This is a genomic window from Phaeovulum molybdatiresistens (assembly GCF_023544865.1).
Lineage (GTDB): Bacteria > Pseudomonadota > Alphaproteobacteria > Rhodobacterales > Rhodobacteraceae > Pontitalea.
On sequence record NZ_JAMJFX010000006.1, the window covers coordinates 110,250 to 131,336 of the forward strand.

Here is a 21,087-nt window from a genome sequence, read left to right on the forward strand (position 1 = left end):
ATTAGGCGTAATTCCACCCAATGCCGGGCGAAAGACCCGACAGTCGAATGATTCCCGTCAATTCACGACTTATTTCTGACAATGATTGCAGAAACGATACGGCAATTCCGGCTATTAAGCGACTCTGTTTTAATTGCGCGCGATTGGATCAAAGCGGATTCAACTGGCGGTCGATGAATCTCGTATTCCTGCACAATGCGAAATCGAATATCCATTAGCTTGCGAAAAACTCGCAGCCATATATATAAGATTAACGCCGCAATTCAGAATATGTCGACTTTCACACGAATTGCGGTGGTTCGGGCCAGGCGGGCCACAACAGGTTGAATCCCGGCGCCGCCGCCGATCTACACCACAAAGACGCCCAGAATGCCCAGCCAGACCAGCAGGCAGCCGCCGATCACGATCCGGCGCAGCGTGGTGCGGCGGATGCCATCGGTGGCGCAGCCCCGGCGGGGGCCGGGTGGGGCGTCGGCGGGCCGGAGCCCGGTTGAATGCGGATCAGGCGTCATGCGGCGTTATCTAGCATGATTTGCGCGGGATGCACGGGGGTCCGCGCACCGCACAGCGCGCATGGGCAGGAAGGCGCTTACCGCGCGCGCCGGCCAATCGGGTAAAGTTGCGGCCCCGCCACAGCCCGGGTCTGCGGCGCCAGAATGCCGTGGTAAAGCCGCTGCAATGCCTCGGCCCAGGCCCCGGGCGTCAGCGCGATCTGCGCCGCCGCGGCGGGCGCGCGCGCGGCCAAGGCGCCAATCAGGGCATCGTCTTGCGACAGCCGGTGCAGGACCGCGGCCAGATCGCCCGCATCCCCCGCCCGAAACGCCAGACCCGCACCGGCCCGGCAGATGCCTGCCGCCAGCAACATACTGTCCGACAGGACCACCGGCACCCCTGCTTGCAGCGCCTCAACCGGCACAAGTCCGAAGGGCTCTGGCCCAAGGGTGGGCGAAATCACGGCGCGGGCGGCGGCCATCGCGCGGGCAATCCCGGCCCTCTCCGCCCAGCCCGTGCAGGGATATTCGGGATAATCGGCCTGCATCCGCGCCCGGTCCACCCCATCGCCCACAAAGCGCAGGGCAACACCCGCCCGCCGCGCGGCCTGTGCCAGAACGAAGACGCCCTTGTAGGCGTGCATGTCGCCCACATACAGAAATTCGCGCGCTGATCGCGGGTCCACAGACTGCGCCAAAAGCGGCTCGACCGGGTTTGCGATCGTCACCACCCGACCCGGCAACCGCAGACGCGGCGCCATATCCGCATGGATCAGCACCGTCGTCGCCGCCCCGGACAGGCGCGCAGTGCCGTGGTTCTGGATCAGCTGCCGCGCCACGCGCCATAGCTTTTGCGGATAGCTGCGCTTGTCGCAATGGCGCGCCACACAGCCCGGTGACAGCGCCCGCCGGTTGCAGGTTGTCCCCGCGCGGAAATCAAAGAAACTGCCACTGGGACAGGCCAGAAAATAATCATGCGCATGCAGCACCGTGCGCGCCGCACAGCGCGCCAGCGGCGCCAGCACCGCAGGCGACAGGGTCTGATGAAAGCCATGCAGGTGATAGATCGTGCGCGCATCGTCATGGCGCGCGATCCAATCCGCCAGGGCCCGCCGCGCCGCGTCATTCCAAAGCCCGCTGACCGCCGCGGACAGCGCCCCCTGATCCAACAGCCGCCGCCCGCCAAGCGCGATCAGCTCCGCCCCCGCCGGGGCCTGATCGCCGCTGTCGCCGGCAAAGATCGTCACCGCAATCCCGGCTTGCAGCAACAGCCGCGCCTGCAGCAGCGCAAGCCCCGACGCCCCCCCGCGCGCCGACGCGAAATCGGTCAGGATGACCACGCGCGACGGCGCCGCCGGGGTCATTCGAAATCCGCCACGCGGTCGGGGCGCAGTCGCCCGCGCATCAGATCGGCCAGCGCCCGCAGGTTGCCGCGCAGCCGTCCACGGCGGTCAACCTCAGGCTCAGGTCGAAGCGAAAGAACCAAGTTCGCCAACAGGTTACGCGCCATGATCGCAAAGGCGCGGCGCGGGCGCATGGTGCGCTTGGCGCGCAGATACAGCGGATTGGCGATCTGCGAATAGCCCAGCCGCAGGCCACTGCTGCGCCCCGTCTTGGTGCCCAGATGGATGCCGCGCAGCGCATCGGCCCGCACGATCCGCCCGCATTGCGCCAGTTGGCGTGAAAAATCCACATCCTCCAGCCAGCCATAAAGTGGCAGCCGCGGATCGAACCGCAGCCCCCGCGCCAGCACATCGCGCAGCCGGATCGCCATGTTGCAGCCATAGCCGTTATAGACCGCGACCAGATCGCCCGGCCCCGCCTGCGGGGAAAGCGCATCCAGCCGCGCGCGCGCGCCATCGGCGTCCAGTCCGGGGCCGTGGATGCCATCGGCCAGCACCGCGCCCGTTGCCATCACAATATCGGAATGATCGCGAAACAGCGCCTCGAGCCGCGCCAGATAATCACGCGCCATCAGGAAATCATCGTCCAGAAACAGCAGCACATCGCCCGGCCCGGCGCCTTGCGCCGCGATCTCCAGCGCGCGGTTGCGCTGCCGTGTCAGCCCGATGTCCGAGCGCTGCAGCACAAGCCTGACCGGCAACCCGGTCAGCGCCGCGGGGTCGATGTCACCTTCGCGGGCAAAGACCACGATCACCAGATCGGGCCGCCGCGTCTGGCAGGCAATGTCGCGGATCGTGCGCGCCACAACCGCGCGCCGCCCCGTGGTGGGAATGGCGATCACGACGCGCATGGGGCCACCTGCCACATTTTGGGCACGATTCCGCGCGATCCTACATCTGATAGCGTTTTTCGCTTGATTCGGCGCCAACCCGACAGCATCGTCGGGAAAAGCCTCAAAACGACAAGAAGGCCTGCAGGCATGTCACAAGAACGCACCGTCACCCTTGGCCAGACCGCCCACCGCCCGTCACCGCTGCGGACCGCGCGTGAATGGTTCTGCCGGCAATCCGGGCCGACGCTGAACCGGATCGTGATCCTGGGCTGCGGCGTGGTCTGGACGGGGATCATCGGCGCCAGCCTCCTGTAATCAAAGACACGCCCGGCCTAACAGGCGCCGTTGCCGTTCAGCATCACGCGGATCGTGCGCAGGATGATCCACAGATCCATCCAAAAGCTGCGATAGCGGGCATAATGCACGTCCATCCGGACCCGGTCGTCATAGGTCGTGCTGCTGCGGCCCATCACCTGCCACAGCCCGGTCACACCGGGGCGCAACGACAGATAATGTTCAAGATGATCGCCATAGCGCCGCGCCTCATCGGCGACGATCGGCCGGGGCCCCACCACCGACATCTCGCCCCGGATCACGTTCCAGAATTGCGGCAGCTCATCCAGGCTGGTCTTGCGCAGAAACGCACCCAGGCAGGTGATCCGCGGATCGTTCTCCAGCTTCTGGGTCGCCTCCCATTCCGCACGCGCGACCGGATCGCTTTCCAGGATGCGCTGCAGCCGCGCCTCGGCATCGACCGCCATCGTGCGGAACTTCAGGCACCCGAAGCTTTTGCCATTGTGGCCGACGCGCTGGTGCCGGAAAAACACCGGCCCGCCTTCGGTCAGCAGGATCGCGCCCGAAATCAGCAACAGGAAGGGCGCAAAGAACATAAGCGCCAGAATGGAAAAGACCTTGTCGAAAACGATTTTAAGCGCAGCGGCAGACCCATTCAATTTACCGCATTCAACCACAGCGCGAAAAGACGTGTTTTCAGTCGCTGATGCGGCATATTTCTTTGTATCTACACCAATGCGCATAGCCCCTCACCAAACCTGAAACCGAATATGTCCGAATACGGCGCGAGAATTCACCCGAATCGAGGCGCCAAATAAAAGCGACCCTATCCTTTGGTATTCTATTCTTTTTCCCTTCGAAAATAACCCTGCCCAAATGGTCAATCCGAAATACAGCCATGCCGGGAATCCATTCGCCCCGGCACACCCGCTCAGGCGATCGGGCGCCGCGCCCGGCGCAGCGTCCGGCGCAACTGGCCATCCAGCGCCAGCAGCACACCGGCGTAAACGCCGACCAGAACCACCGATCCGGCAACCGCGCGCAACAGCGCCTGAACCCCGTCCAGCGGGAAGGCCCCGCGCAGCGCCAGGGCCGCGCCAAATGCGACCGCCGCAGCCAAAAATCCGCGCCAGGACCGTGCCAGAATGGCCCGCCAGCTGATGCCGGCGTAATGGCCCAGCACGCGGGCATTGATGACAAAGGCCACCGCGCCTGCCGCCACCTGCGCCCAAGCGGTGGCAACCATGCCATAGGGCGCCGCGATCAGGATCAGCCCGATCCCGACCGAGGCATTCAGCCCCACCACCACCGGCATCACCCGCACCGCCCCGGCCAACGACAGGACCGGCTCCAGCGCAAAGCCGGTGGCGAACAGCGCCTGCGCCAACGCCAGCACCTGCACCACCGGCACCGCCGGGCGCCATTGCTCCCCCAACAGGCCCACCGTCACATCCTCGGCAAACAGGGCCAGGCAGGCGAACAGGGGCACCGAAATCGCCAGCAGCGCGGGGAAGAACCGATTGGCACGCGCGCGAAAGCCGGTGGTTCCGCCCACCGCATCGCGGCTGCGGCGAAACAGGCTCCAGGCCAGGACGCGGGTGGGCTCGCCCAGCACCTCGCTCAAGACCAGCGACAGACGCTCGCCCACGCGGTAATAGCCCGCCGCCGCCGCACCAAAGGCTCCGCCGACAATGAAGGTCGCGGTGTGGACGCGCAGATTGGTCATCAGCCGAACGACAACGATCCGCGCCCAGAACCGCAGCGCCGCCCGCAGGTCGTCGCGCGGCACCCAGGGCGCGGGCGCCAGGCGCACCACCGCCAGCCCCAGCGCAAGCCACACGAAGGTGCCCGCGATCCGCCCGAGAGCCAGCGCAAAGACCCCATATCCGGCCCGCAGCGCCACGACCGACACCACCAGATGCACCAGATCGGCGGTGATGGCGATCAGCGCCGCGGCGGACAGCCGGTCCTGCCAGTTCATGATCCCGGCCACCGTATTGCCCGCGCTTGCCAGCAGGATCGTCAGCGCGAACAGCTGCATCAGCGGTGCCACCTGCGGATTGGACGTGACCAGCGGCACCAGCAGGCTGAACCCCAGTGCAATGCCCGTCAGCACCGCGCCGCCGATCAGCGCCAGCGTCAGCACCCGGCGCAGGCCCGCCACCGGCCCTTGCCATTGCATCACATATTCCGGCCACCCCGCCCCGGCGACCAAGGCCAGCAGCATCGACCAGGCCGACACGATCGCAAAGACGCCGAATTCGGCCGGCGCCATGATCTTGGCGGCGTAGAGAAAGATCAGGAACTGCGCGCCATGCGAGAAGACCCGCGATACCGCCGTCAGGACCCCGCCGCGCATTGCCCCGCTCATGCCCGCGGCCCCGGCATCGTTGGCGCAAGCCGGCCCGGGGCCTGCGCCGCGCGCGCCGGTGCGCCCTGCCGCACCGCCGCCGCCATCGCCAGCACCGTGACCAGATGCAGCGTCGGGTCGGGCGTGGTGCCCGCGATCAGCATCGCTGACAGAAGCGTCAGCGCCGAAACCCGCGCCGCCAGAAACACCCGGCGCGCCTCATTCCCCGCAGGCACCGCCAGCGGCCCGATCGAGGCCCAGACAAACCCCAGAAACAACACCGCCCCCGGCAGGCCCACATTGCTCAGCAGCACCGAAATCAACCCATTGGCCCGCAGCGACCCCGCCCCCGCGCCAAGCCCCCAGGTCTGCACAAAAGCGTCAAACCCCGCACGCGCCCAGGCCCCCCGCTCCAGCCCCGAGGCACTGTCCCCCTTGGACAGGATCAGCCGGTCCACCAGATCGCCCGCCAGCGCGGATACCGCCGGCGACAGCAGCGCCAGGCTGAACCCCGCGGCCAGGGCCGCCAGACAGATCACCAGCCCATGACCAAAGGCACGGCTCATGCCCGCGCCCAGATAGCTGCGCGCGTGCCAGGCAATCGCCAGCCCCGCCGCCGCCAGCGCCACCAGCCCCGACGATGACAAGGAAGCCAGCGCCCCCCCCAGACAGGCCAGCGCCAGCATCCCGTCGCGCGCCCGCCGCCCGATCAGGAACGACATCGCGAAATAGCCCGCCAGCGCCGCCGAGGCCGCGCCAAAGCTCGACGCTTCGGCAAACCCGCCGATCACCCGGGCAAAGCCGCCCATCGTATGTTCATTGTTCAGCGTGTAATCGGCGGTCCGGATCACCGCCAGAAGACTGTCCAGCTGCACCAGATCCAGCGCGCCCAGCACCAGGTTCACCCCCGCCGCCCAGATCATCGCGGTTTCGCCAAACTGCGGGCCGCGGCGGGCGAATGTTGTGCTTGCCACGATGAAGACCCCCGCCGACAGGGTGATATACAACGTCTGGGCCAGGTTCGAATTGTTTGGCGCCAGCGGGAACATGGTGGATGGGAACAGGGCGCTGACCGGCGTGCCCGCCAGGCTGACCGACATCGGAAAGATCAGGAAATCGCCCGCGAACAGCCGCACCAGCACCGTGGCCGAAAAGGCCGCATAGGCCGCGAACAGCACGACGAACAGCCCCGCCCCCGACAGGGGCACCGGCCCCGCCCGCCGCCTGTCACCGACCCAACGCAAGACGCCAAGCGCCAGGGTCAACCCCGCCAGCACATGCGCCGCAAGCGCCGACAACCCCCCGATCGCCAGCGCCGCGAACATCCCCATCGGCAGCGCGGCCACCGTCACCCGCAGGCTGTTGTCCGGGTCGCGCAGCACCGCCACAAGCCACAGCGCAAGCAGAACACCGAAGGCGGGATAAACGCTCATCGCGCCCGCCCCCCCACGCCGACCCGCGCCTTGGGCGGGACGGGAAAGTCTTTGCCAAGCGGGCCGGTCCTGACCAATACTGGTGCGGAAACCGAACCAGGGGGGGCCGCGCCATGGGCATCCGGCAAGGCGTCAAGGCGGGGCTGGGCATGATGCGCGGGCAGATCGGCCTGCCCGCCCGCGCCCTGTGGAACCGCGCGCTGGCCACAACGCCGCTGGCGCCCGCCTTCATCGGCGCCTATCCAGACCCCGCCACCGCGCTGGCCAGCCTGCCCGCCCGCACCCCCGGCGGCTATGACCATGACGCCGTCGCCCAAGTGTCCTTTGACCGGATGTGCCAGCTGCAGCTGTGGGATTACCCGGTGCTGTTCTGGCTGGACCGGCTGCAGCGCCCCGGATTGCGGGTGCTGGACATGGGTGGCCACATGGGCACGAAATACATTGTCTTCGGCCCGTTCCTGCCGCTGGCTGACTGGGACTGGTGCGTCTGCGACCTGCCCGCGATCATCCGTGCCGCCCGCGCCCGCCAGGACCGGGGCGGCCTGCCCGCCGCGATCCGCTTTGTCACCGACCCCGACGCGACCACGACACCCGATCTGTTGCTGGCCTCGGGGGTGATGCAATACATGGATGCCTCGTTGGGCGATCTGATCGGCCGCCTGCCCGGACCGCCCCGCCATATCGTGCTGAACAAGGTCGCCACCCGCGAAGGCGCGTCGGTCACCACGCTGGAACGCATCGGCCCGGCGCGCGTGCCCTATCAGATGCGCAACCGCCCCGCCCTTGAGGCCGAGATCGCGGCGCTTGGCTATCGGATTCTGGACCGGTGGGATATCCCCTCGCTCAGCCATGTGATCCCCACCCATCCCGCGCTTGGCGCCAGCCGCAGCCTTGGCTACTGCCTGGAACGTCTGGACTGACCGCCCCCGGCCAGCCCGCGCACGGCACGATCCGCAGCCCGCGCCCGCGCGTTTCCACCGCCAGCGCCCCGATCAGCCCCGGCCCCGGCGCCAGATGCACCAGCGTCCAATCGCGCACCTGCCCCCCCGTCAGGCGCTGCAGGCGGGCGGGTTCATCACCGCGCAGCGTCACATCAAAGGCCTTCAGATCCATCGACAGCCCCTGCCCCAGCGCCTTGATCACCGCTTCCTTGCGCGTCCAGCAGCGATAGAACCCCGCCAGCCAGTCCGCCCCAGCCAGCCCCATCAAGGCGCCATATTCCCGGTCCGAGAAATGATGCCGCGCCACCGCCGCCTCAATCGGGCGGATCGCCTCGATGTCCAGCCCCGGCTGCGCGCCATCACTGACCGCCAGCGCCGCGCGCCCGCCTGAATGGCTCAGGTTGAAGGCAAGATCGCCCGCCCCATCAACCTCGGGTCGGCCGAAATCGTTATAGCGAAACCCGATGGCCTGCGGCGCACGGCCCAGATAGCCGCCCAGAATTTCCCGCAACCGGCCCCGCCCGGCGACAAAGCCATCGCGATCAGACGGGCGCAGAAAGCGGTCCGCGCGCGCAACCTCATCCGCCGACAGCAGCGCCCGGAACCGGCGCAGCCGCGCCGCCGGTTGCGCCAAGGGCCAGGCCCAAAGATCGACCCTTACCATGCCGGCCCCCCGCCGCTGTCACGACCGGACCGCTCGGCCAAGGCGGCCTCGATCACGGTGGCCAGTTCACGGCGGAACCGGTCCGCGCCAAAGCCTTCGGCATGGCGCGCGATTGCAGCCGCATCCAGCGGCGCGCGGGATTCAAAGTCCTGAACGGCGGCGCGCACCGCCGCCGGGCTTTGCTGATCGAAAAAGAACCCGGTGCGCCCCGGCACCACGCTGTCACGCGCGCCGCCCCGGCCATAGGCCAGAACCGGCGTGCCGCAGGCCATCGCCTCAACCGGGACAATGCCGAAATCCTCCTCGGCGGGAAAGATCAGCGCGCGCGCCCCTTGATACAGCCCCGGCAGATCCTCGAACGGCACCCGCCCCAGCAGCGTCACATTGCCCGGCAGGTCGCGTTCCAGCGCCGCCCGTTCCGCCCCGCTGCCCACCACCAGAAGCTTGCGGTCCAGCCCGCGAAACGCATCGATCACGATATCGGCGCGCTTGTAGCGAACCAGTTCGGACACGAACAGGTAATAGTCCCGCGCGCGCGGCTGGGCCGCAGGGCGATAGGCGCCCAGATCGACCGGCGGATGCACCACATCTGCCGCGCGGTGATAATATCGCCAGATGCGATCGGCCACGAAGCGCGAATTGGCGACAAAGCGATCCACCCGCGCGGCGGTGCTGACATCCCAGATCCGCAGCCGATGCGCCAGATGCGCGAAATAGGCCCGGCCCAGCCGGCCCCTTATCCGGTCACGATAGTCGGGATAATGATCCCAGACATAGCGCATCGGCGAATGGGTATAGCACACATGCACCGACCCGGGCGGCGGCAGGATGCCCTTGGCCGGGCCGCTTTCACTGGACAGGATCAGGTCATAGCCGCGCAGGTCCAGCTCTTCCAGGGCGCGGGGCATGAACCCCAGATATTTCTGGTAATGCCGCCGCGCGCCGGGCAGCCGCGCGATGCGGGTTTCGGTGATGGGCCGCGCGCGGATCAGATCGGACAGCGCGGCGGGATCCGCCACATGGGTAAAGATATCGGCCTGCGGATACAGCCGCAGCATTTCCTCCAGCACCCGCTCGCCGCCCCGCATCCCCACAAGCCAGTAATGGATGATCGCAACCCGCATCGCGCGCGCCCCTCAATATTCGTAGGAATAGCCATAGACCTCGCGCGCCGCGACATCCTTGCGCCGCACCTGCGTCAGCACCGTGCCCGCGACATGCACCCCCGCTTCATTCAGCCGGTTCAGCATCCGCACCAGAACCTTGACCGGCGTGCGCCCGCTTTGCACCGCCATCAGCGTGACATCGGCATGCTTGGCCAAAAGCAGCGCATCAGCCAGATGCAGGACCGGCGGGGCATTCACGATCACCACATCATGGCGCGCAGCCAGCCGCGTGATCAGCCCCTGCATTTCAACCGAGGCGATCAGATCTGCCGCCCCATTGGTATGGCGCCGCGGCACAACCACAGCGGATTTCAGAAGATCGGACCGTTCCGTCATGTCGGTGACGCTGGCCTTGCCTTCCAGATAATCGATCAGGCAGGGGCCGTCAGACGGCAGCCGCAGCGCCTCGACCGTGTCCGACCGGCGCAGATCGGCATCCAGCAGCGCCACATTCGAGCCCACCCCCGACAGCGCCCGCGCCAGCGCGAAACAGATCGACGATTTGCCCTCGCCCGCCAGCGCCGATGTCACCAGAATGACTCGCGGGCGCTGCGATTTCGGCACATCGAACAGCCGCGTGCGGATCGATCGCATCCCCTCCATGAAGACCGAGGGCGCCTCGCCGCCCAGTTCCCGGTGCAGCCAGCCATGCCGCCGCCCGGCGCGCCGGACATGGGGCAGCACCGCCAGAATGGGCAGATGCGTGGCCTCGCGCAGCTCATCGGTGGTGCGCACCGGCACCACAAAGGCCGACCGCAGGAAGACCACGATGACCCCAAGGCACAGCCCCGCAACCGCCGCCACGATCATCGACAGCGTCTTGCGCGGCTCGGCCGGAACCGAGGGCACGTTGGCCTGCCCGATGATGCGCGCCTCGGGCGACTGGAAATCGCCCTGCGCGCTGGTTTCCTTGAACCGCGACAGGAAGTTTTCATAAACCAACCGCGTCGCCGCCGCCGTGCGTTCCAGCTGATCCAGCCGGACCGAGGCCTGCGCGATCTGATCGGCGCGGTCAGATACCTCGCGGATCTGCGCCTGCAACGCCTGTTCGCGGTTGCGCGTGACCGAGACATTGGACCGCATCGCCTCGATCTGGCGGCGCACCTCGGCCTCAAGGCTGCGGTCGATATCGCCGATCTGCGCGCCGATGCGGATCATCTCGGGGTGGCGCCGGCCCAGCGTGCTGGCCAGTTCCGCCTGCCGCGCCGCAAGTTCGGACCGCTGCCGCTGCAAGGTTTCAAGCAGGGGCGAGGTCACCACATCGGCCACCGCGGCAAGGCCCGCCTCGGCCTCCAGCTGTTCCATCTGGGCATAGCGCACCTCGGCATCGGCGCGTTCGGCGCTGGTCGCGACCAACCGGCTGTTCAGTTCCGCCAGCAACTGGTTCGTCGTTTCCTCGCCGCCCCCCGCCGCGGCCACCATCTGGGTGCGGAAATCGACCACGGCGGAATCGGCGATCTCGACCTGCTGGCTCATTTCCAGGATGCGTTCGGACAGCCAGCTGTTCACCCGCAAGGTTGCCTCTTGCTTCTTTTCCAGAAGCGCGCGGATGTATTCCTCGGCCACCGCATTGGCGATGCGCGCCGCCACCTGCGGATCGGGCGCGTCAAAGGACAGGCCGATCACATAGGACAGCCCCATCTGCGACACCGCCAGCCGTTTCATGATCGTGTCGATCACCGCCGCGCGCAGGCTCTCGGGCGGCATCCGCTGCGCGACCTGATGGAACGGCTCGCCGCCGCGCGCCACCCGTTTCAGCCATGCCAGCGCGCCTTCGGGGCGCGGCAGGCGCGGGTCGAACTGCGGATCATTGACCAGATCCAGCCGGTCCACCACCTTGCCAATCAGCACATTGGTGCGGATCGACAGCACCTCGCCCGCGACCACCGAATTGCTGACATTCAGGTTCGACACCACCTCTTCCACCGGCGAAACACGTTCCTGCCGGGTGTCGATCAGGATCTGCGCATGGGCACGATAGATCGGCGTTGTGCGCTGCAGATGAATGAACATCGCCGCCATGCATAGCGCCGCGATCAGCCCCACCAACGCCAGATTGCTGCGCAGGATGTCGAACAGATACAGCAGATCAATCCCGCCCGCGCGGCCCGCATCCTGCCGTCCGTGGCCATGATGGAACGGGCGTTCCGGGCCCAGATCCCTTGGCGGCACCACGCGTTTCATGGACCCACCCCCTTGTCCGCCAAGGCCTCGGGCGGCTTGATGCGCACCATCAGCAAATCCCCCGGCAGCAGTTCATCAAACGGGTCCAGCGCGATCTGCTGCACCCCCGCCGAAGTTCGCCGCCGCACCTGATAGTCCACCAGCAACTCGGCCTCGGGCCCGGTGGACCGGCTGATCCACTGGCTCAGCAGCATCAACCGATCCTCGACCGAGGCCCGGTTCGCCCGCAGCCGCGCGATCTCGCTCCAGAATCCCTGCGCGGCGGACAAAAGCGCCTTTTCGCGGTCCGTCTTCAGCTGCGACAGGTCGCTGCGCAGGGTGTTGATCTGCACCAGCGCCGCCGATTGTTCCTCGCGCAGGCGCAGGAATTCCCCCTCCAGCCGCGCGAATTCCTGTTCCTTGTCGATCACCACCGACATCGTGCGCAGCCCGCGATCCACCAGATCCCGGTTGCGCGCAAGTTCCGCCCTTCCGCGTTCCACCGCATCGCCCAGCACCTTCTGGCGCTGTTCGATCAGCGCGATGCGCTTTTCCGCCTCAACGATCGCATCGCTTAGCAACCGATGGCGCCCGGTGTAATTCTGATCCTCCAGCACGATGATCTGATCCTCGGCGGGTTTCATTTCGTCAAACAGGGTGCGGTCCACATCGGCGCGGATCGCCTCGGGCACATCGGACCAGCTGACCGCCTGCCGGTTGGCCAGCTGCGCCTGCACACGGGCATATTGCGTGGCCAGCCGCGCCAGATCGGCCGTCATCCCGATCAGGCTTCCGGCCAGATTGCGCCGTTCCAGAACGCGCTGTTCCTCATTATTGGCCGAAACCGCCGCGCCACCGGCCAGCCCCGCCGCCTGTTCCGCCGTCAAGAAAGGCTGAAAATCGTAATTGCCGGGGCTGCGCACATCGCCCAGCACAAAGACCGGCCGGAAACTGGCGATCGACAGTTCAATCGTTGGCGTGACAAAGATCTCGCGCGCGACATAGGTATCGCGGATCAGGTCGCGCGCCGCCCCCAGCGTGACGGCTTCGACCCGCACACCGCCGATGAAGGGCAGTTGCACCTGTCCGTCGCCCCCCACCGTAAAGCGCTGCGGCGGATCGCTGTCGTCAAGAATGTCCAGCTCCAGCTCATCGCCGATGCTGATCGTATAGCCATCCGGCGTCGCCGCCCCCGCCCCCGGCCCCCAAACAAGGAAAAACGCGGTCGCGAACAGGCCCGCCATCCGGCGAATGCGTCCGGTTACGGCCACATCAGCCCCCCAAGAAAAAAGCGAATCGAAACCTGAAAGCCAATGCTTTAAGGATAGCCGATCAGCACCAAGGGCCGAGTCTTTTCGGTAGAACCTAACCGTTCGATTGATGCAAAACCACCCCTGCGGGCAAGCCCGAGGGGTGGCGCAATTTTACCGTGTAGCCCGCGCCGAAATCAGGCGGTCACGTCGACTTCCACATCCAGGAAGGGCGCATATTGCTGCGCGCCGAAGATGTCGGCATCGCCCGCGCTGCCCGAGGGGCGGATGCGCAAGATCGTGAACTTGATCGCATAGGCCGGATCATATTCCACGAAGTCCGTCAGCCGCGCCGGATCGACATTCAGCACCCGGCAGACGCTTTCATGCGTCAGCGCCTTCGACCGCTTCACCATTTCATAGGTGTCTTTTTCGCGGAAGATGATGTCGAAAGTGATCTTGTCGGTGCCGGCATTCTTGGACCGGATCGTCTTGGCCAGATCGGCCAGCTTCTTGCGGGTGTTCTGCGTCATCGCGGGCCTCCTCAGCCGATCATCGCGGTGTGGGTGGGGAACAGCTCCATCGGGTCATCGACCGCCATGGTGTGGTTCAGCGTCCAGCGATAGGCGGGGCTGGCCTGCATCACCTCATCCAGCACAAAGGACACGCCGCCCGCGGTGCCCTTCACGTCAGGCAGCCGCGCGTAGAACAGCTGGCGCGTGCCGGTCATGCAGACCTCTTCGGCCATCTCGCGCGTGGGGGCGACGCCCTGGACGACGATGCACAGCTCATGTCCCGGCTTGTCCTTCAGCGGCTCCATGTCGCCCATCACGCCGTTGCGGCCAAAGACGTTGTAGTGCAGTTCCCAGCCATCGGGGCCGAAACGCTCGATGGTCTGCTGGCGCGCCCAGTCGATCACCGCATCGACATTGGCGATGGTATAGGGGTCGCGGATGCCCGCCATGCCCACGAAGCGTTCGCCGACCTTGCCCGACCCTTCCAGCTTGACCCGGAACTGCGGCGCGGGCACGAATTCCATCCCCGTCACGCGGGTGGTCTTGTCGGCCACCTGGTCATAGTGGCAATGGGTCATGTCCAGCATCCCGCCGGCCACGAATTCGTGGAACGGGTTTGACCGTTCATACATCGCATGCCCCGCGACCGAGGCCACGGTGCAGCGCTGTTCGGGCGACATCGCGGTCACCTCGACATGATCAGCGGTGATCTCGCCCATCACGGTTTCCTTGGCGCCATAGGGTTCGGCACAGAAGGACGCGCATTCCAGCACCTTGCCCAGGTAATAGCTTTGCGCCTCGGGGAAACCCTTGTGCAGCGCGGCCGCGGCAAAGATCGCGCTGTCCGAACAGCGCCCGCCGATGATGACGTCGCAGCCTTCGTCCAGCAGCTTCAGGAAGGGATGCACCCCGGCCATCGCCACGATGCGCGAGGTGGCGTCCAGCTCTTCCTCGGTCAGGTCGGGGCGGGCGTCCAGCCCGGTCACGGGCGATCCGCCGCGGATCTTGGCGCGGACATATTCGCGGTCCACCTCGGAATAGAACCAGCCCAGCTTGAACGGCGCCAGGTTGTGGCGCGCGGCGATGTCGCGAATGATCTGGACATACATGTCCACCCGGCTGTTGGTGCCGGTATCGCCCGCCGAGCCGATCATCATCGGCACGCCCAGCTTGCGCGCGGCCAGCAACATTTCTTCCAGGTCATGTTCCTGCCAGGCCTTGGGGCTGGCGCAACTGTCGTTGCCCAGCGGCACCGGGCCGATATCGTCACTGCCGGAATCGGCGGCGATGAAATCGGGCTTCGCCGCGACGCCAAGATGAAAGCTGCCCGTCTTGAGGGGCGCGAAACCGAGATGCCCGTTCGGGCAGATGATCTTGAGCGACGCCATGGTTGCCTCGTTTTGCCAATGTCCTGCCTTCCCTAATGCAATAATCGTTCCAGTTTTTTCGGCCAGTAAATCATTGGAAAAAATGAACTTATTTCAAACACCCTCGGCATCTGGATGGAATGCGCGCAAAATGCGCGCATCTCGCGCGGCCCTTGGCTGCGCGCTGTCCGGCCCGGGGGCCAACATCAGTCGTGGTGAAAACCCAGCTTGATCATCTGGTGGCGCAGCGCATGCCGGCTTAGCCGCAGCGCCTCGGCGGCGGTCTGCAGGTTGCCCTGACTGCGCGTCAGCGCCGCCTCGATCAACTGGCGCTGAAAGGCGCCGGTCAATTCGTGAAAGCCTGCGTCCAGATCGGGCGGGGCGGCCTGCGCGGGCATGGCGGGCGCGCCACCGGACCCCGTCCCGCCCATGCGCACGGTGCGGATGATCCGGTCGGGCAGATGGCGCGGCGCGATCACATTGTCATCTTCCAGGATGAAGATCCGCTCCAGCAGATTTTCCAGCTCGCGCACATTGCCCGGCCAGGGATAGGCGCGAAAGATCGCCTCGGTCTCGGGGTCCAGCCCCCGCACCTCGCGCTTGTAAAGCGCGTTGTAGCGGGTAATGAAATGCTGCGCCAAGGTCATCACATCCGACGCGCGTTCGCGCAGCGCCGGAATGTTCAGCGCCACCACCTGCAGCCGGTAATACAGATCCTCGCGGAACTTGCCCGATGCGACCTCGGACAACAGCACCTTGTTGGTCGCGGCGATGAATCGCACATCGACCGAGGTGGTCTTGACCGCGCCCACGCGGCGGAACTGATGCGTGTCCAGCAGGCTCAACAGCTTGGCCTGCAAGGTCAGGTCCATCTCACGGATCTCATCCAGAAAGATCGACCCGTGGTTGGCCGCCTCGACCAGCCCCAGCTTGCGTTCGACCGCGCCGGTGAAGGCGCCCTTTTCATGGCCGAACAGTTCCGATTCCAGCAGGCTGGCCGGGATCGCGGCACAGTTGATATCCATGAACTCGCGCCCCGCCCGGGCCGAGGCGCGGTGGATCATCCGCGCCACCAGCCCCTTGCCGGTGCCGGTTTCGCCATAGATCAGCACGGTGCGCGCGGGGCTTTTGGCGACACGCTCGATCAGGCGGCGCAGGGCAAGGACGCTGGGGTGGGTTCCGACCAGCTCGTGCTTGTAATCCGCCATGCCCCGTCCCGTGTCTGCCGCCATGCGCCCCCCTAGCCGGTCAGCGGATGATGCCGCCAATCACCCGAACAGGGGTTTTGCGGACAGACTAGCAGCCCCGGCGCCGCACAGGAATAGACCGCGCTGGCAATCGTCATCGTGCCGTCATCGGCGCCATGCTGGCAGATCGGGGCCGGGTCATGCGTGGCCATCAGCCGCTGCGCCGCCGCCCCGTCCCAGTCCTGCCCGGGCAGGGTTGCCGCCAGATGGGCAAAGCGACGCCCGGAATTTCCCGCGATCACATCGCCCTGCGGCAACAGCGTATCGGCGCCAAGCGCCGGGCTGACGTAATGATTGGTGCGCCAGACCACCGGGCCTTGCGTCACCTGCGGTCCCGCCGCACCCAGTTCCACCGCCGCCGTGGCGCCGCTGGCATCGGCCATCACCAACGTGCCGCCGCCTGCATGGGGATGCGCGCGGATCAAATCCAGCGCCTGCGCCACCGTCGCGCAGCGCGCCAGCAGCCGCCCCATCAGGAAATACCGCAACCAGCCCACGCGATGCGTGCGCACCGCCACTTGCGTATCGGCCAGCGCAAACCCGCGCGCATTGATCCCGCTGGAATAGGCGCCGGGGCTGCCAAGGCTGCCAAGGCACAGCATCGCGCCCGTGGCCACATCGGGGCCTTCATGCCGCGCCACCGTCTGGATCCCCAGATGCGTGCCGAAAAAATCGCGGTTTTTCACCACCAGCGGCCCATCGGGCCCCTGCCCCACCGCCCAGGACGAACAGCCATCCTCCAACCGCCCGCCACCCTTCAGGTCGCGCAGCGTGCCCAGATGCAGATGCGCGAACATCTCTTGCGGGTCCAGCTCAAACCCCGCAGCGATCCCAACCATCTCGGCCAAGCCATCGGGGTCGACCGCTTCATGAAAGGCGTATTGCGCCGCCAGATAATCCCGCGCATCCGCGTCGATCAGCCCCTCGGCCCGGGCGGTCGCCACCCGCCCCACGGTCGCCGCGCGCACCTGTTCGGCGCGGTCGCGCGCAACCCCCTGCCCCCGGCCCCGTTCAAAGGCCGATCCCGCCAGATCCAGCGCCAGCAGATCGCTCATGCTGGGGTTCCTTCCAGCAGCGACAGGTTTTCCGCCAGCCGGTGACAGGCCGCGCTGTGGCCGGGGCCGACGGTTTCGGTCACCGGCGCGCGGCTGCGGCAGGCCTCAACCGCCAGCGGGCAGCGGGTATGGAACTTGCACCCCGCCGGCGGGTTCAGCGGCGAGGGCAGATCGCCCGCCAGCCGCACCCGCGCGCGCCGGCCCGCATGGTCCACCTCGGGCACCGCCGACATCAGGCTTTGCGTATAGGGATGGCGCGGATTGGCCAGGATCGCCTCGACCGGGCCCATTTCCACGATCTCGCCCAGATACATCACCGCGACCCGGTCGGCCAGGTAACCGATCACCGAGATATCGTGGCTGATGAACAGATAGGTCAGCCCCATCTCGCGCTTGAGTTCCAGCAACAGCGCGATGATCTGCGCCTGGATCGACACATCCAGCGCCGAAACCGGCTCGTCGCAGACGATGAATTCCGGGTTCGACACCAGCGCGCGCGCAATCCCGATGCGCTGGCGCTGGCCGCCGGAAAACTGATGCGGATAGCGATCCAGCTGATTGGCCTTCAGGCCCACCCGTTCGCAGATCCGCGCGACGATCGCGCGCGCCTCATCATCGGTTTGCGCCAACCCGTGCAGCTTCAGCGGCAGGCCGACGATCTGCGCCACCGTGCGGCGCGGGTTCAGGCTGGCATAGGGGTCCTGAAAGATGATCTGCATCCGCCGCCGCATCGCCTTCAACCCGGCCGCATCCAGCGCCGTCACATCGGTGCCGTCAAAGGTGACCTTTCCGGTGGTCGGCTCATGCAGGCGCAGGATCGCCCGGCCCAGCGTGGATTTGCCACAGCCCGATTCCCCGATCAGGCCCAGGATCTCGCCCTTTTCCACCGTCAGGTCGATGCCATTGACCGCACGCACCACGGTTTGCGGCACGCCGGTCAACCGTTCGACCAGACTGCGCCGGCCTTCGTAGTGTTTCGACAGGTTCTCGACGGTCAAAAGGCTCATGCCCGGTCCTCCTCGATCAGGATGCAGCGCGCGCGCCGGTTCGGCCCCGCCGCGCGCATCTCGACCGGCGCCAGACAGGCATCCGTGCGCCGCGTGCAGCGCGAATAGAACCGGCATTGCGGCGCCAGGCCGATCAGGTCGGGCACCTGCCCCTCGATCGGGCGGATCGGCTGGCCGCGAAGCCCCGGCCGCGGGATCGAGGCCAGAAGCCCCTGCGTATAGGGATGCTGCGGATCGCCGATCACCTGCGCGGTCGGGCCTTCCTCGACCACCTGCCCCGCATACATCACCATCACCCGGTCGCAATGTTCGGCCACCACGCCAAGGTCATGGGTGATCAGCACCACGCTCATCCCCAGGCGGGCGCGGATGTCGGAAATCAGCTCCAGCACCTGCGCCTGAATTGTCACATCCAGTGCGGTCGTGGGTTCATCGGCAATCAACAGCTTGGGCCGGCAGGCCAGCGCGATCGCGATCATGATCCGCTGCCGCATGCCGCCTGAAAATTCATGCGGATATTGCCGCAGCCGGTTTTCCGCCGATGGAATACCCACCAGCCCCAGCATTTCCACCGACTTGGCCCGGATCGCGGCGCGCCGCGCGGCCCCGCGCGGGGGCAGGGTTTCGTCATGCGCCTCCAGCACCTCGGCGATCTGTTCGCCCACGGTCAGCGCCGGGTTCAGCGCGGTCAGCGCATCCTGCATCGTCATCGCGATATCGCGGCCCCGCACCGCGCGCATCTCGGCCGGGCTAAGCGCGCGCAGGTCGCGCCCGTCAAAGCTGATCGTGCCCTCGTCCACCCGACCGGGGCTTTTGACCAGCCCCATCACGGATGAAAACGTCACGCTTTTCCCCGATCCGCTTTCGCCCACCACGCCCAGGCATTCGCCCCGCTGCACGGTCACATCGACCCCGTCCACGGCGCACACACGACCGGCGCGGGTTTCAAACACGGTGCGCAGCCCGCGCACATCCAGCAATGTCTGGGTCATTCGGCAAACCTCGGGTCAAAGGCGTCGCGCAGGCCCTGGCTGGCCACATTGATCGCCAGCACCAGCAGCAGGATCGCAAGGCCGGGGAAGGTCGACACCCACCACGCCTCAAGGATGAAGGCGCGGCCATCGGCCACCATCGACCCCCAGGACGCGGTCGGCGGCTGCACACCAAGGCCAAGGAAGGACAACGACGCCTCAAGGATGATCACATGCGCCATGCGGATCGTGGACACCACGATCACCGGCGACAGGATGTTGGGCAGGATTTCCCGCAGCATGATGTGCCAGCGCGAGGCGCCAAGCGCGCGCGCCGCCTCGACATATTCCAGCTCACGCGTGGCCAGCGTCTCGCCGCGCACGACGCGGGCGGGGATCACCCATTCCTTGTAGGCCAGCGCCAGGATGATGTTCCACAGCCCCGGCCCCATCATCGCCATCAAGCCGATCGCAAAGATCAGATAGGGAAAGCCCAGCAGGATATCGACGATCCGCGAAATCACCACATCGACCCAGCCGCGCAGATAGCCCGAGGCCAGCCCCGCCAGGATGCCGATCATCGTGGCCACCACGATCACCGCCAGCCCGATAAAGATGGAAATCCGCGCGCCATAGATGATCCGCGACAGGATATCGCGCCCCAGCGCATCGCAGCCCAGAAGATAGGCCCACTCGCCCCCCGGCGCCCAGCCCGGCGGCTGCAGGCGGCGGAACAGATCGGTTTCGTTGGGGTCATGCGGCGCGATCCAGGGCGCAAAGATCGCCATCACCACGAACAGCACCACCACGACCGCGCTTGCCATGGCCAGACGGTTGGCGGCGAACATCGCCAGATTGCGGCGGAACAGGCTGTCCGCGGCGTGGGTTTGGGGGGTGGTTTCGGTCAGGCTCACAGCTTCACCCTCGGGTTCAGGACGGTGTAGAGGATGTCGGCGACGAAATTCAGCAGCACATAGGTGACCGCGTAGAACAGCACCGCCGCCTGCACGAGCGGGTAGTTGCGCAGGAAGATGCTTTCCACCACCAGCCGCCCCAGCCCGGGCCAGCCAAAGACCGTTTCCACGATCATGTTGCCGCCCAGCAGGCTTCCGGTTTCGATCGCGGCCACCGATACGGTGGGGATCAGCGCGTTTTTCAGCGCATGGCGGAACAGAACGCGGCGACGCGACAGGCCCTTGGCATCGGCGAAGGTCACGTAATCCTGGCGCAACACCTCCAGCATCGAGGTCCGCGTGACCCGCATCAGGATCGCCGTCATCGGCAGGCCCAGCGTGATCGCCGGCAAAAGGATGTGGCGGCAGGCATCGCCAAAGGCGCGCAGGTTGCCGGCCAGCAAGGTGTCGATCAGCAGGAAGCCGGTGACGGTTGGCACTTCGGATGAAAACCCGATCCGCCCCGATACCGGCAGGATCTGCAGATGCACCGCAAACAGCATCAGCAGCAGGATGCCGAACCAGAAGCCGGGCAGCGACACCCCCAGCAAGGACCCCACCGTCGCCAGCCGGTCAAAGATCGAATTCTTCTTGATCGCCGCCAGCACCCCCAGCGGGATCGCGGTGACCAGCGCCACGATCAGCGCCACAAGGCTCAGCTCGATCGTGGCGGGCAGCCGCTCGGCGATCACCTCGCCCACCGGGCGGCGGTGATAGAAACTGGTCCCAAAGTCGAACTGCACCGCATTGCCGATGAACACGAAGAAGCGTTCCACCAAGGGCCGGTCCAGGCCCAGGCCACGGCGCAATTCGGCCTCTTGTTCCGGTGTGATCGACTGGTCGCCGATCATGATCTGCACCGGATCGCCCGGCGTCAGTGCCATCATCACGAAGACGATCAGACTGACGCCCAGCAGAACGGGCACGAGTTGCAAGATACGTTCCAGGAGCTTGCCAAGGCTCATGCCCGTTCCTCCTTTTTCA

Annotated in this window: 20 protein-coding genes; 2 read left to right on the forward strand and 18 right to left on the reverse strand. The window is 66.4% G+C overall.

Features of this window, described 5'->3' with window-relative positions; all coding sequences use genetic code 11:
* Positions 1 to 347 precede the first annotated feature (347 nt).
* From MXB90_RS06485 to MXB90_RS06495, 3 genes are all read right to left on the reverse strand, one after another.
* Positions 348 to 512 carry a hypothetical protein gene (locus MXB90_RS06485; RefSeq protein WP_250042591.1) on the reverse strand — a complete coding sequence of 55 codons (165 nt, stop codon included), beginning with the start codon at positions 510 to 512 and terminating at the stop codon, positions 348 to 350.
* 77 nt (positions 513 to 589) lie between these two features.
* Complete coding sequence (locus MXB90_RS06490) at positions 590 to 1,855, reverse strand: glycosyltransferase (protein WP_250042593.1); 1,266 nt, start codon at positions 1,853 to 1,855, stop codon at positions 590 to 592.
* Positions 1,852 to 2,745, reverse strand: coding sequence for a glycosyltransferase family 2 protein (locus MXB90_RS06495; protein WP_250042595.1), 894 nt, complete (start codon positions 2,743 to 2,745; stop codon positions 1,852 to 1,854). Before MXB90_RS06495 ends, MXB90_RS06490 begins: the two co-directional genes overlap by 4 nt.
* A gap of 129 nt (positions 2,746 to 2,874) precedes the next feature.
* Here MXB90_RS06495 and MXB90_RS06500 point away from each other — a divergent pair, with 129 nt between their 5' ends.
* Positions 2,875 to 3,042 (forward strand): hypothetical protein, encoded by a 168-nt coding sequence (locus MXB90_RS06500; RefSeq protein ID WP_250042597.1) that lies wholly within the window; start codon positions 2,875 to 2,877, stop codon positions 3,040 to 3,042.
* Positions 3,043 to 3,059: 17 nt separating this feature from the next.
* Here the strand turns inward: MXB90_RS06500 and MXB90_RS06505 are convergent, their stop codons facing one another.
* The 3 genes from MXB90_RS06505 to MXB90_RS06515 all read right to left on the reverse strand — a co-directional run bounded on the left by MXB90_RS06505 (position 3,060) and on the right by MXB90_RS06515 (position 6,804).
* Positions 3,060 to 3,698, reverse strand: coding sequence for a sugar transferase (locus MXB90_RS06505; RefSeq protein WP_462982228.1), 639 nt, complete (start codon positions 3,696 to 3,698; stop codon positions 3,060 to 3,062).
* A 254-nt stretch (positions 3,699 to 3,952) separates the two neighbouring features.
* Complete coding sequence (locus tag MXB90_RS06510; RefSeq protein WP_250042602.1) at positions 3,953 to 5,392, reverse strand: oligosaccharide flippase family protein; 1,440 nt, start codon at positions 5,390 to 5,392, stop codon at positions 3,953 to 3,955.
* Positions 5,389 to 6,804, reverse strand: a complete 1,416-nt coding sequence (locus MXB90_RS06515) for a hypothetical protein (protein WP_250042604.1) — start codon at positions 6,802 to 6,804, stop codon at positions 5,389 to 5,391. The genes MXB90_RS06510 and MXB90_RS06515 overlap by 4 nt, the downstream gene beginning before the upstream one ends.
* A gap of 113 nt (positions 6,805 to 6,917) precedes the next feature.
* On the opposite strand from MXB90_RS06515, the gene MXB90_RS06520 reads away from it, so the two are divergent.
* Positions 6,918 to 7,724 carry a methyltransferase, TIGR04325 family gene (locus MXB90_RS06520; protein WP_250042606.1) on the forward strand — a complete coding sequence of 269 codons (807 nt, stop codon included), beginning with the start codon at positions 6,918 to 6,920 and terminating at the stop codon, positions 7,722 to 7,724.
* Here the strand turns inward: MXB90_RS06520 and MXB90_RS06525 are convergent.
* From MXB90_RS06525 to MXB90_RS06580, 12 genes are all read right to left on the reverse strand, one after another.
* Positions 7,648 to 8,409: a 4'-phosphopantetheinyl transferase family protein gene (locus MXB90_RS06525; protein WP_250042608.1), complete on the reverse strand. Its 762-nt coding sequence runs from the start codon at positions 8,407 to 8,409 to the stop codon at positions 7,648 to 7,650. The two genes, MXB90_RS06520 and MXB90_RS06525, sit on opposite strands and share 77 nt — an antisense overlap.
* Positions 8,403 to 9,533 carry a glycosyltransferase gene (locus tag MXB90_RS06530; protein WP_250042610.1) on the reverse strand — a complete coding sequence of 377 codons (1,131 nt, stop codon included), beginning with the start codon at positions 9,531 to 9,533 and terminating at the stop codon, positions 8,403 to 8,405. The genes MXB90_RS06525 and MXB90_RS06530 overlap by 7 nt, the downstream gene beginning before the upstream one ends.
* Before the next feature lie 12 nt (positions 9,534 to 9,545).
* Positions 9,546 to 11,759 (reverse strand): GumC family protein, encoded by a 2,214-nt coding sequence (locus tag MXB90_RS06535; RefSeq protein ID WP_250042611.1) that lies wholly within the window; start codon positions 11,757 to 11,759, stop codon positions 9,546 to 9,548.
* A complete protein-coding gene (locus tag MXB90_RS06540; protein ID WP_250042613.1) occupies positions 11,756 to 12,982 on the reverse strand; it encodes a polysaccharide biosynthesis/export family protein in 1,227 nt (408 codons plus the stop codon). The genes MXB90_RS06535 and MXB90_RS06540 overlap by 4 nt, the downstream gene beginning before the upstream one ends.
* A 203-nt stretch (positions 12,983 to 13,185) precedes the next feature.
* Positions 13,186 to 13,521 (reverse strand): DUF4387 domain-containing protein, encoded by a 336-nt coding sequence (locus tag MXB90_RS06545; RefSeq protein ID WP_250042616.1) that lies wholly within the window; start codon positions 13,519 to 13,521, stop codon positions 13,186 to 13,188.
* 11 nt (positions 13,522 to 13,532) lie between these two features.
* Positions 13,533 to 14,891, reverse strand: a complete 1,359-nt coding sequence (locus MXB90_RS06550; RefSeq protein WP_250042619.1) for an acyclic terpene utilization AtuA family protein — start codon at positions 14,889 to 14,891, stop codon at positions 13,533 to 13,535.
* A gap of 185 nt (positions 14,892 to 15,076) precedes the next feature.
* A complete protein-coding gene (locus MXB90_RS06555; RefSeq protein ID WP_250042620.1) occupies positions 15,077 to 16,102 on the reverse strand; it encodes a sigma-54 interaction domain-containing protein in 1,026 nt (341 codons plus the stop codon).
* 8 nt (positions 16,103 to 16,110) lie between these two features.
* On the reverse strand, positions 16,111 to 17,172 hold the full coding sequence (locus MXB90_RS06560) for a C45 family autoproteolytic acyltransferase/hydolase (RefSeq protein ID WP_250042621.1): 1,062 nt from the start codon (positions 17,170 to 17,172) through the stop codon (positions 16,111 to 16,113).
* Positions 17,169 to 18,179 (reverse strand): ABC transporter ATP-binding protein, encoded by a 1,011-nt coding sequence (locus tag MXB90_RS06565; protein ID WP_250042622.1) that lies wholly within the window; start codon positions 18,177 to 18,179, stop codon positions 17,169 to 17,171. The genes MXB90_RS06560 and MXB90_RS06565 overlap by 4 nt, the downstream gene beginning before the upstream one ends.
* Positions 18,176 to 19,171: an ABC transporter ATP-binding protein gene (locus tag MXB90_RS06570; RefSeq protein WP_250042623.1), complete on the reverse strand. Its 996-nt coding sequence runs from the start codon at positions 19,169 to 19,171 to the stop codon at positions 18,176 to 18,178. Before MXB90_RS06570 ends, MXB90_RS06565 begins: the two co-directional genes overlap by 4 nt.
* Positions 19,168 to 20,064 carry an ABC transporter permease gene (locus tag MXB90_RS06575; RefSeq protein ID WP_250042624.1) on the reverse strand — a complete coding sequence of 299 codons (897 nt, stop codon included), beginning with the start codon at positions 20,062 to 20,064 and terminating at the stop codon, positions 19,168 to 19,170. The genes MXB90_RS06570 and MXB90_RS06575 overlap by 4 nt, the downstream gene beginning before the upstream one ends.
* Positions 20,061 to 21,068: an ABC transporter permease gene (locus tag MXB90_RS06580; protein ID WP_250042625.1), complete on the reverse strand. Its 1,008-nt coding sequence runs from the start codon at positions 21,066 to 21,068 to the stop codon at positions 20,061 to 20,063. Before MXB90_RS06580 ends, MXB90_RS06575 begins: the two co-directional genes overlap by 4 nt.
* Positions 21,069 to 21,087: the final 19 nt, after the last annotated feature.

Excerpts from the sequence above, each read along its gene's own strand:
- MXB90_RS06485 (WP_250042591.1), bottom strand. The coding sequence starts at position 512 with ATGACGCCTGATCCGCATTCAACCGGGCTCCGGCCCGCCGACGCCCCA.
- MXB90_RS06490 (WP_250042593.1), bottom strand. The coding sequence starts at position 1,855 with ATGACCCCGGCGGCGCCGTCGCGCGTGGTCATCCTGACCGATTTCGCG.
- MXB90_RS06495 (WP_250042595.1), bottom strand. The coding sequence starts at position 2,745 with ATGCGCGTCGTGATCGCCATTCCCACCACGGGGCGGCGCGCGGTTGTG.
- MXB90_RS06500 (WP_250042597.1), top strand. The coding sequence starts at position 2,875 with ATGTCACAAGAACGCACCGTCACCCTTGGCCAGACCGCCCACCGCCCG.
- MXB90_RS06510 (WP_250042602.1), bottom strand. The coding sequence starts at position 5,392 with ATGAGCGGGGCAATGCGCGGCGGGGTCCTGACGGCGGTATCGCGGGTC.
- MXB90_RS06515 (WP_250042604.1), bottom strand. The coding sequence starts at position 6,804 with ATGAGCGTTTATCCCGCCTTCGGTGTTCTGCTTGCGCTGTGGCTTGTG.
- MXB90_RS06520 (WP_250042606.1), top strand. The coding sequence starts at position 6,918 with ATGGGCATCCGGCAAGGCGTCAAGGCGGGGCTGGGCATGATGCGCGGG.
- MXB90_RS06525 (WP_250042608.1), bottom strand. The coding sequence starts at position 8,409 with ATGGTAAGGGTCGATCTTTGGGCCTGGCCCTTGGCGCAACCGGCGGCG.
- MXB90_RS06530 (WP_250042610.1), bottom strand. The coding sequence starts at position 9,533 with ATGCGGGTTGCGATCATCCATTACTGGCTTGTGGGGATGCGGGGCGGC.
- MXB90_RS06535 (WP_250042611.1), bottom strand. The coding sequence starts at position 11,759 with ATGAAACGCGTGGTGCCGCCAAGGGATCTGGGCCCGGAACGCCCGTTC.
- MXB90_RS06540 (WP_250042613.1), bottom strand. The coding sequence starts at position 12,982 with ATGGCGGGCCTGTTCGCGACCGCGTTTTTCCTTGTTTGGGGGCCGGGG.
- MXB90_RS06545 (WP_250042616.1), bottom strand. The coding sequence starts at position 13,521 with ATGACGCAGAACACCCGCAAGAAGCTGGCCGATCTGGCCAAGACGATC.
- MXB90_RS06550 (WP_250042619.1), bottom strand. The coding sequence starts at position 14,891 with ATGGCGTCGCTCAAGATCATCTGCCCGAACGGGCATCTCGGTTTCGCG.
- MXB90_RS06555 (WP_250042620.1), bottom strand. The coding sequence starts at position 16,102 with ATGGCGGCAGACACGGGACGGGGCATGGCGGATTACAAGCACGAGCTG.
- MXB90_RS06560 (WP_250042621.1), bottom strand. The coding sequence starts at position 17,172 with ATGAGCGATCTGCTGGCGCTGGATCTGGCGGGATCGGCCTTTGAACGG.
- MXB90_RS06565 (WP_250042622.1), bottom strand. The coding sequence starts at position 18,179 with ATGAGCCTTTTGACCGTCGAGAACCTGTCGAAACACTACGAAGGCCGG.
- MXB90_RS06570 (WP_250042623.1), bottom strand. The coding sequence starts at position 19,171 with ATGACCCAGACATTGCTGGATGTGCGCGGGCTGCGCACCGTGTTTGAA.
- MXB90_RS06580 (WP_250042625.1), bottom strand. The coding sequence starts at position 21,068 with ATGAGCCTTGGCAAGCTCCTGGAACGTATCTTGCAACTCGTGCCCGTT.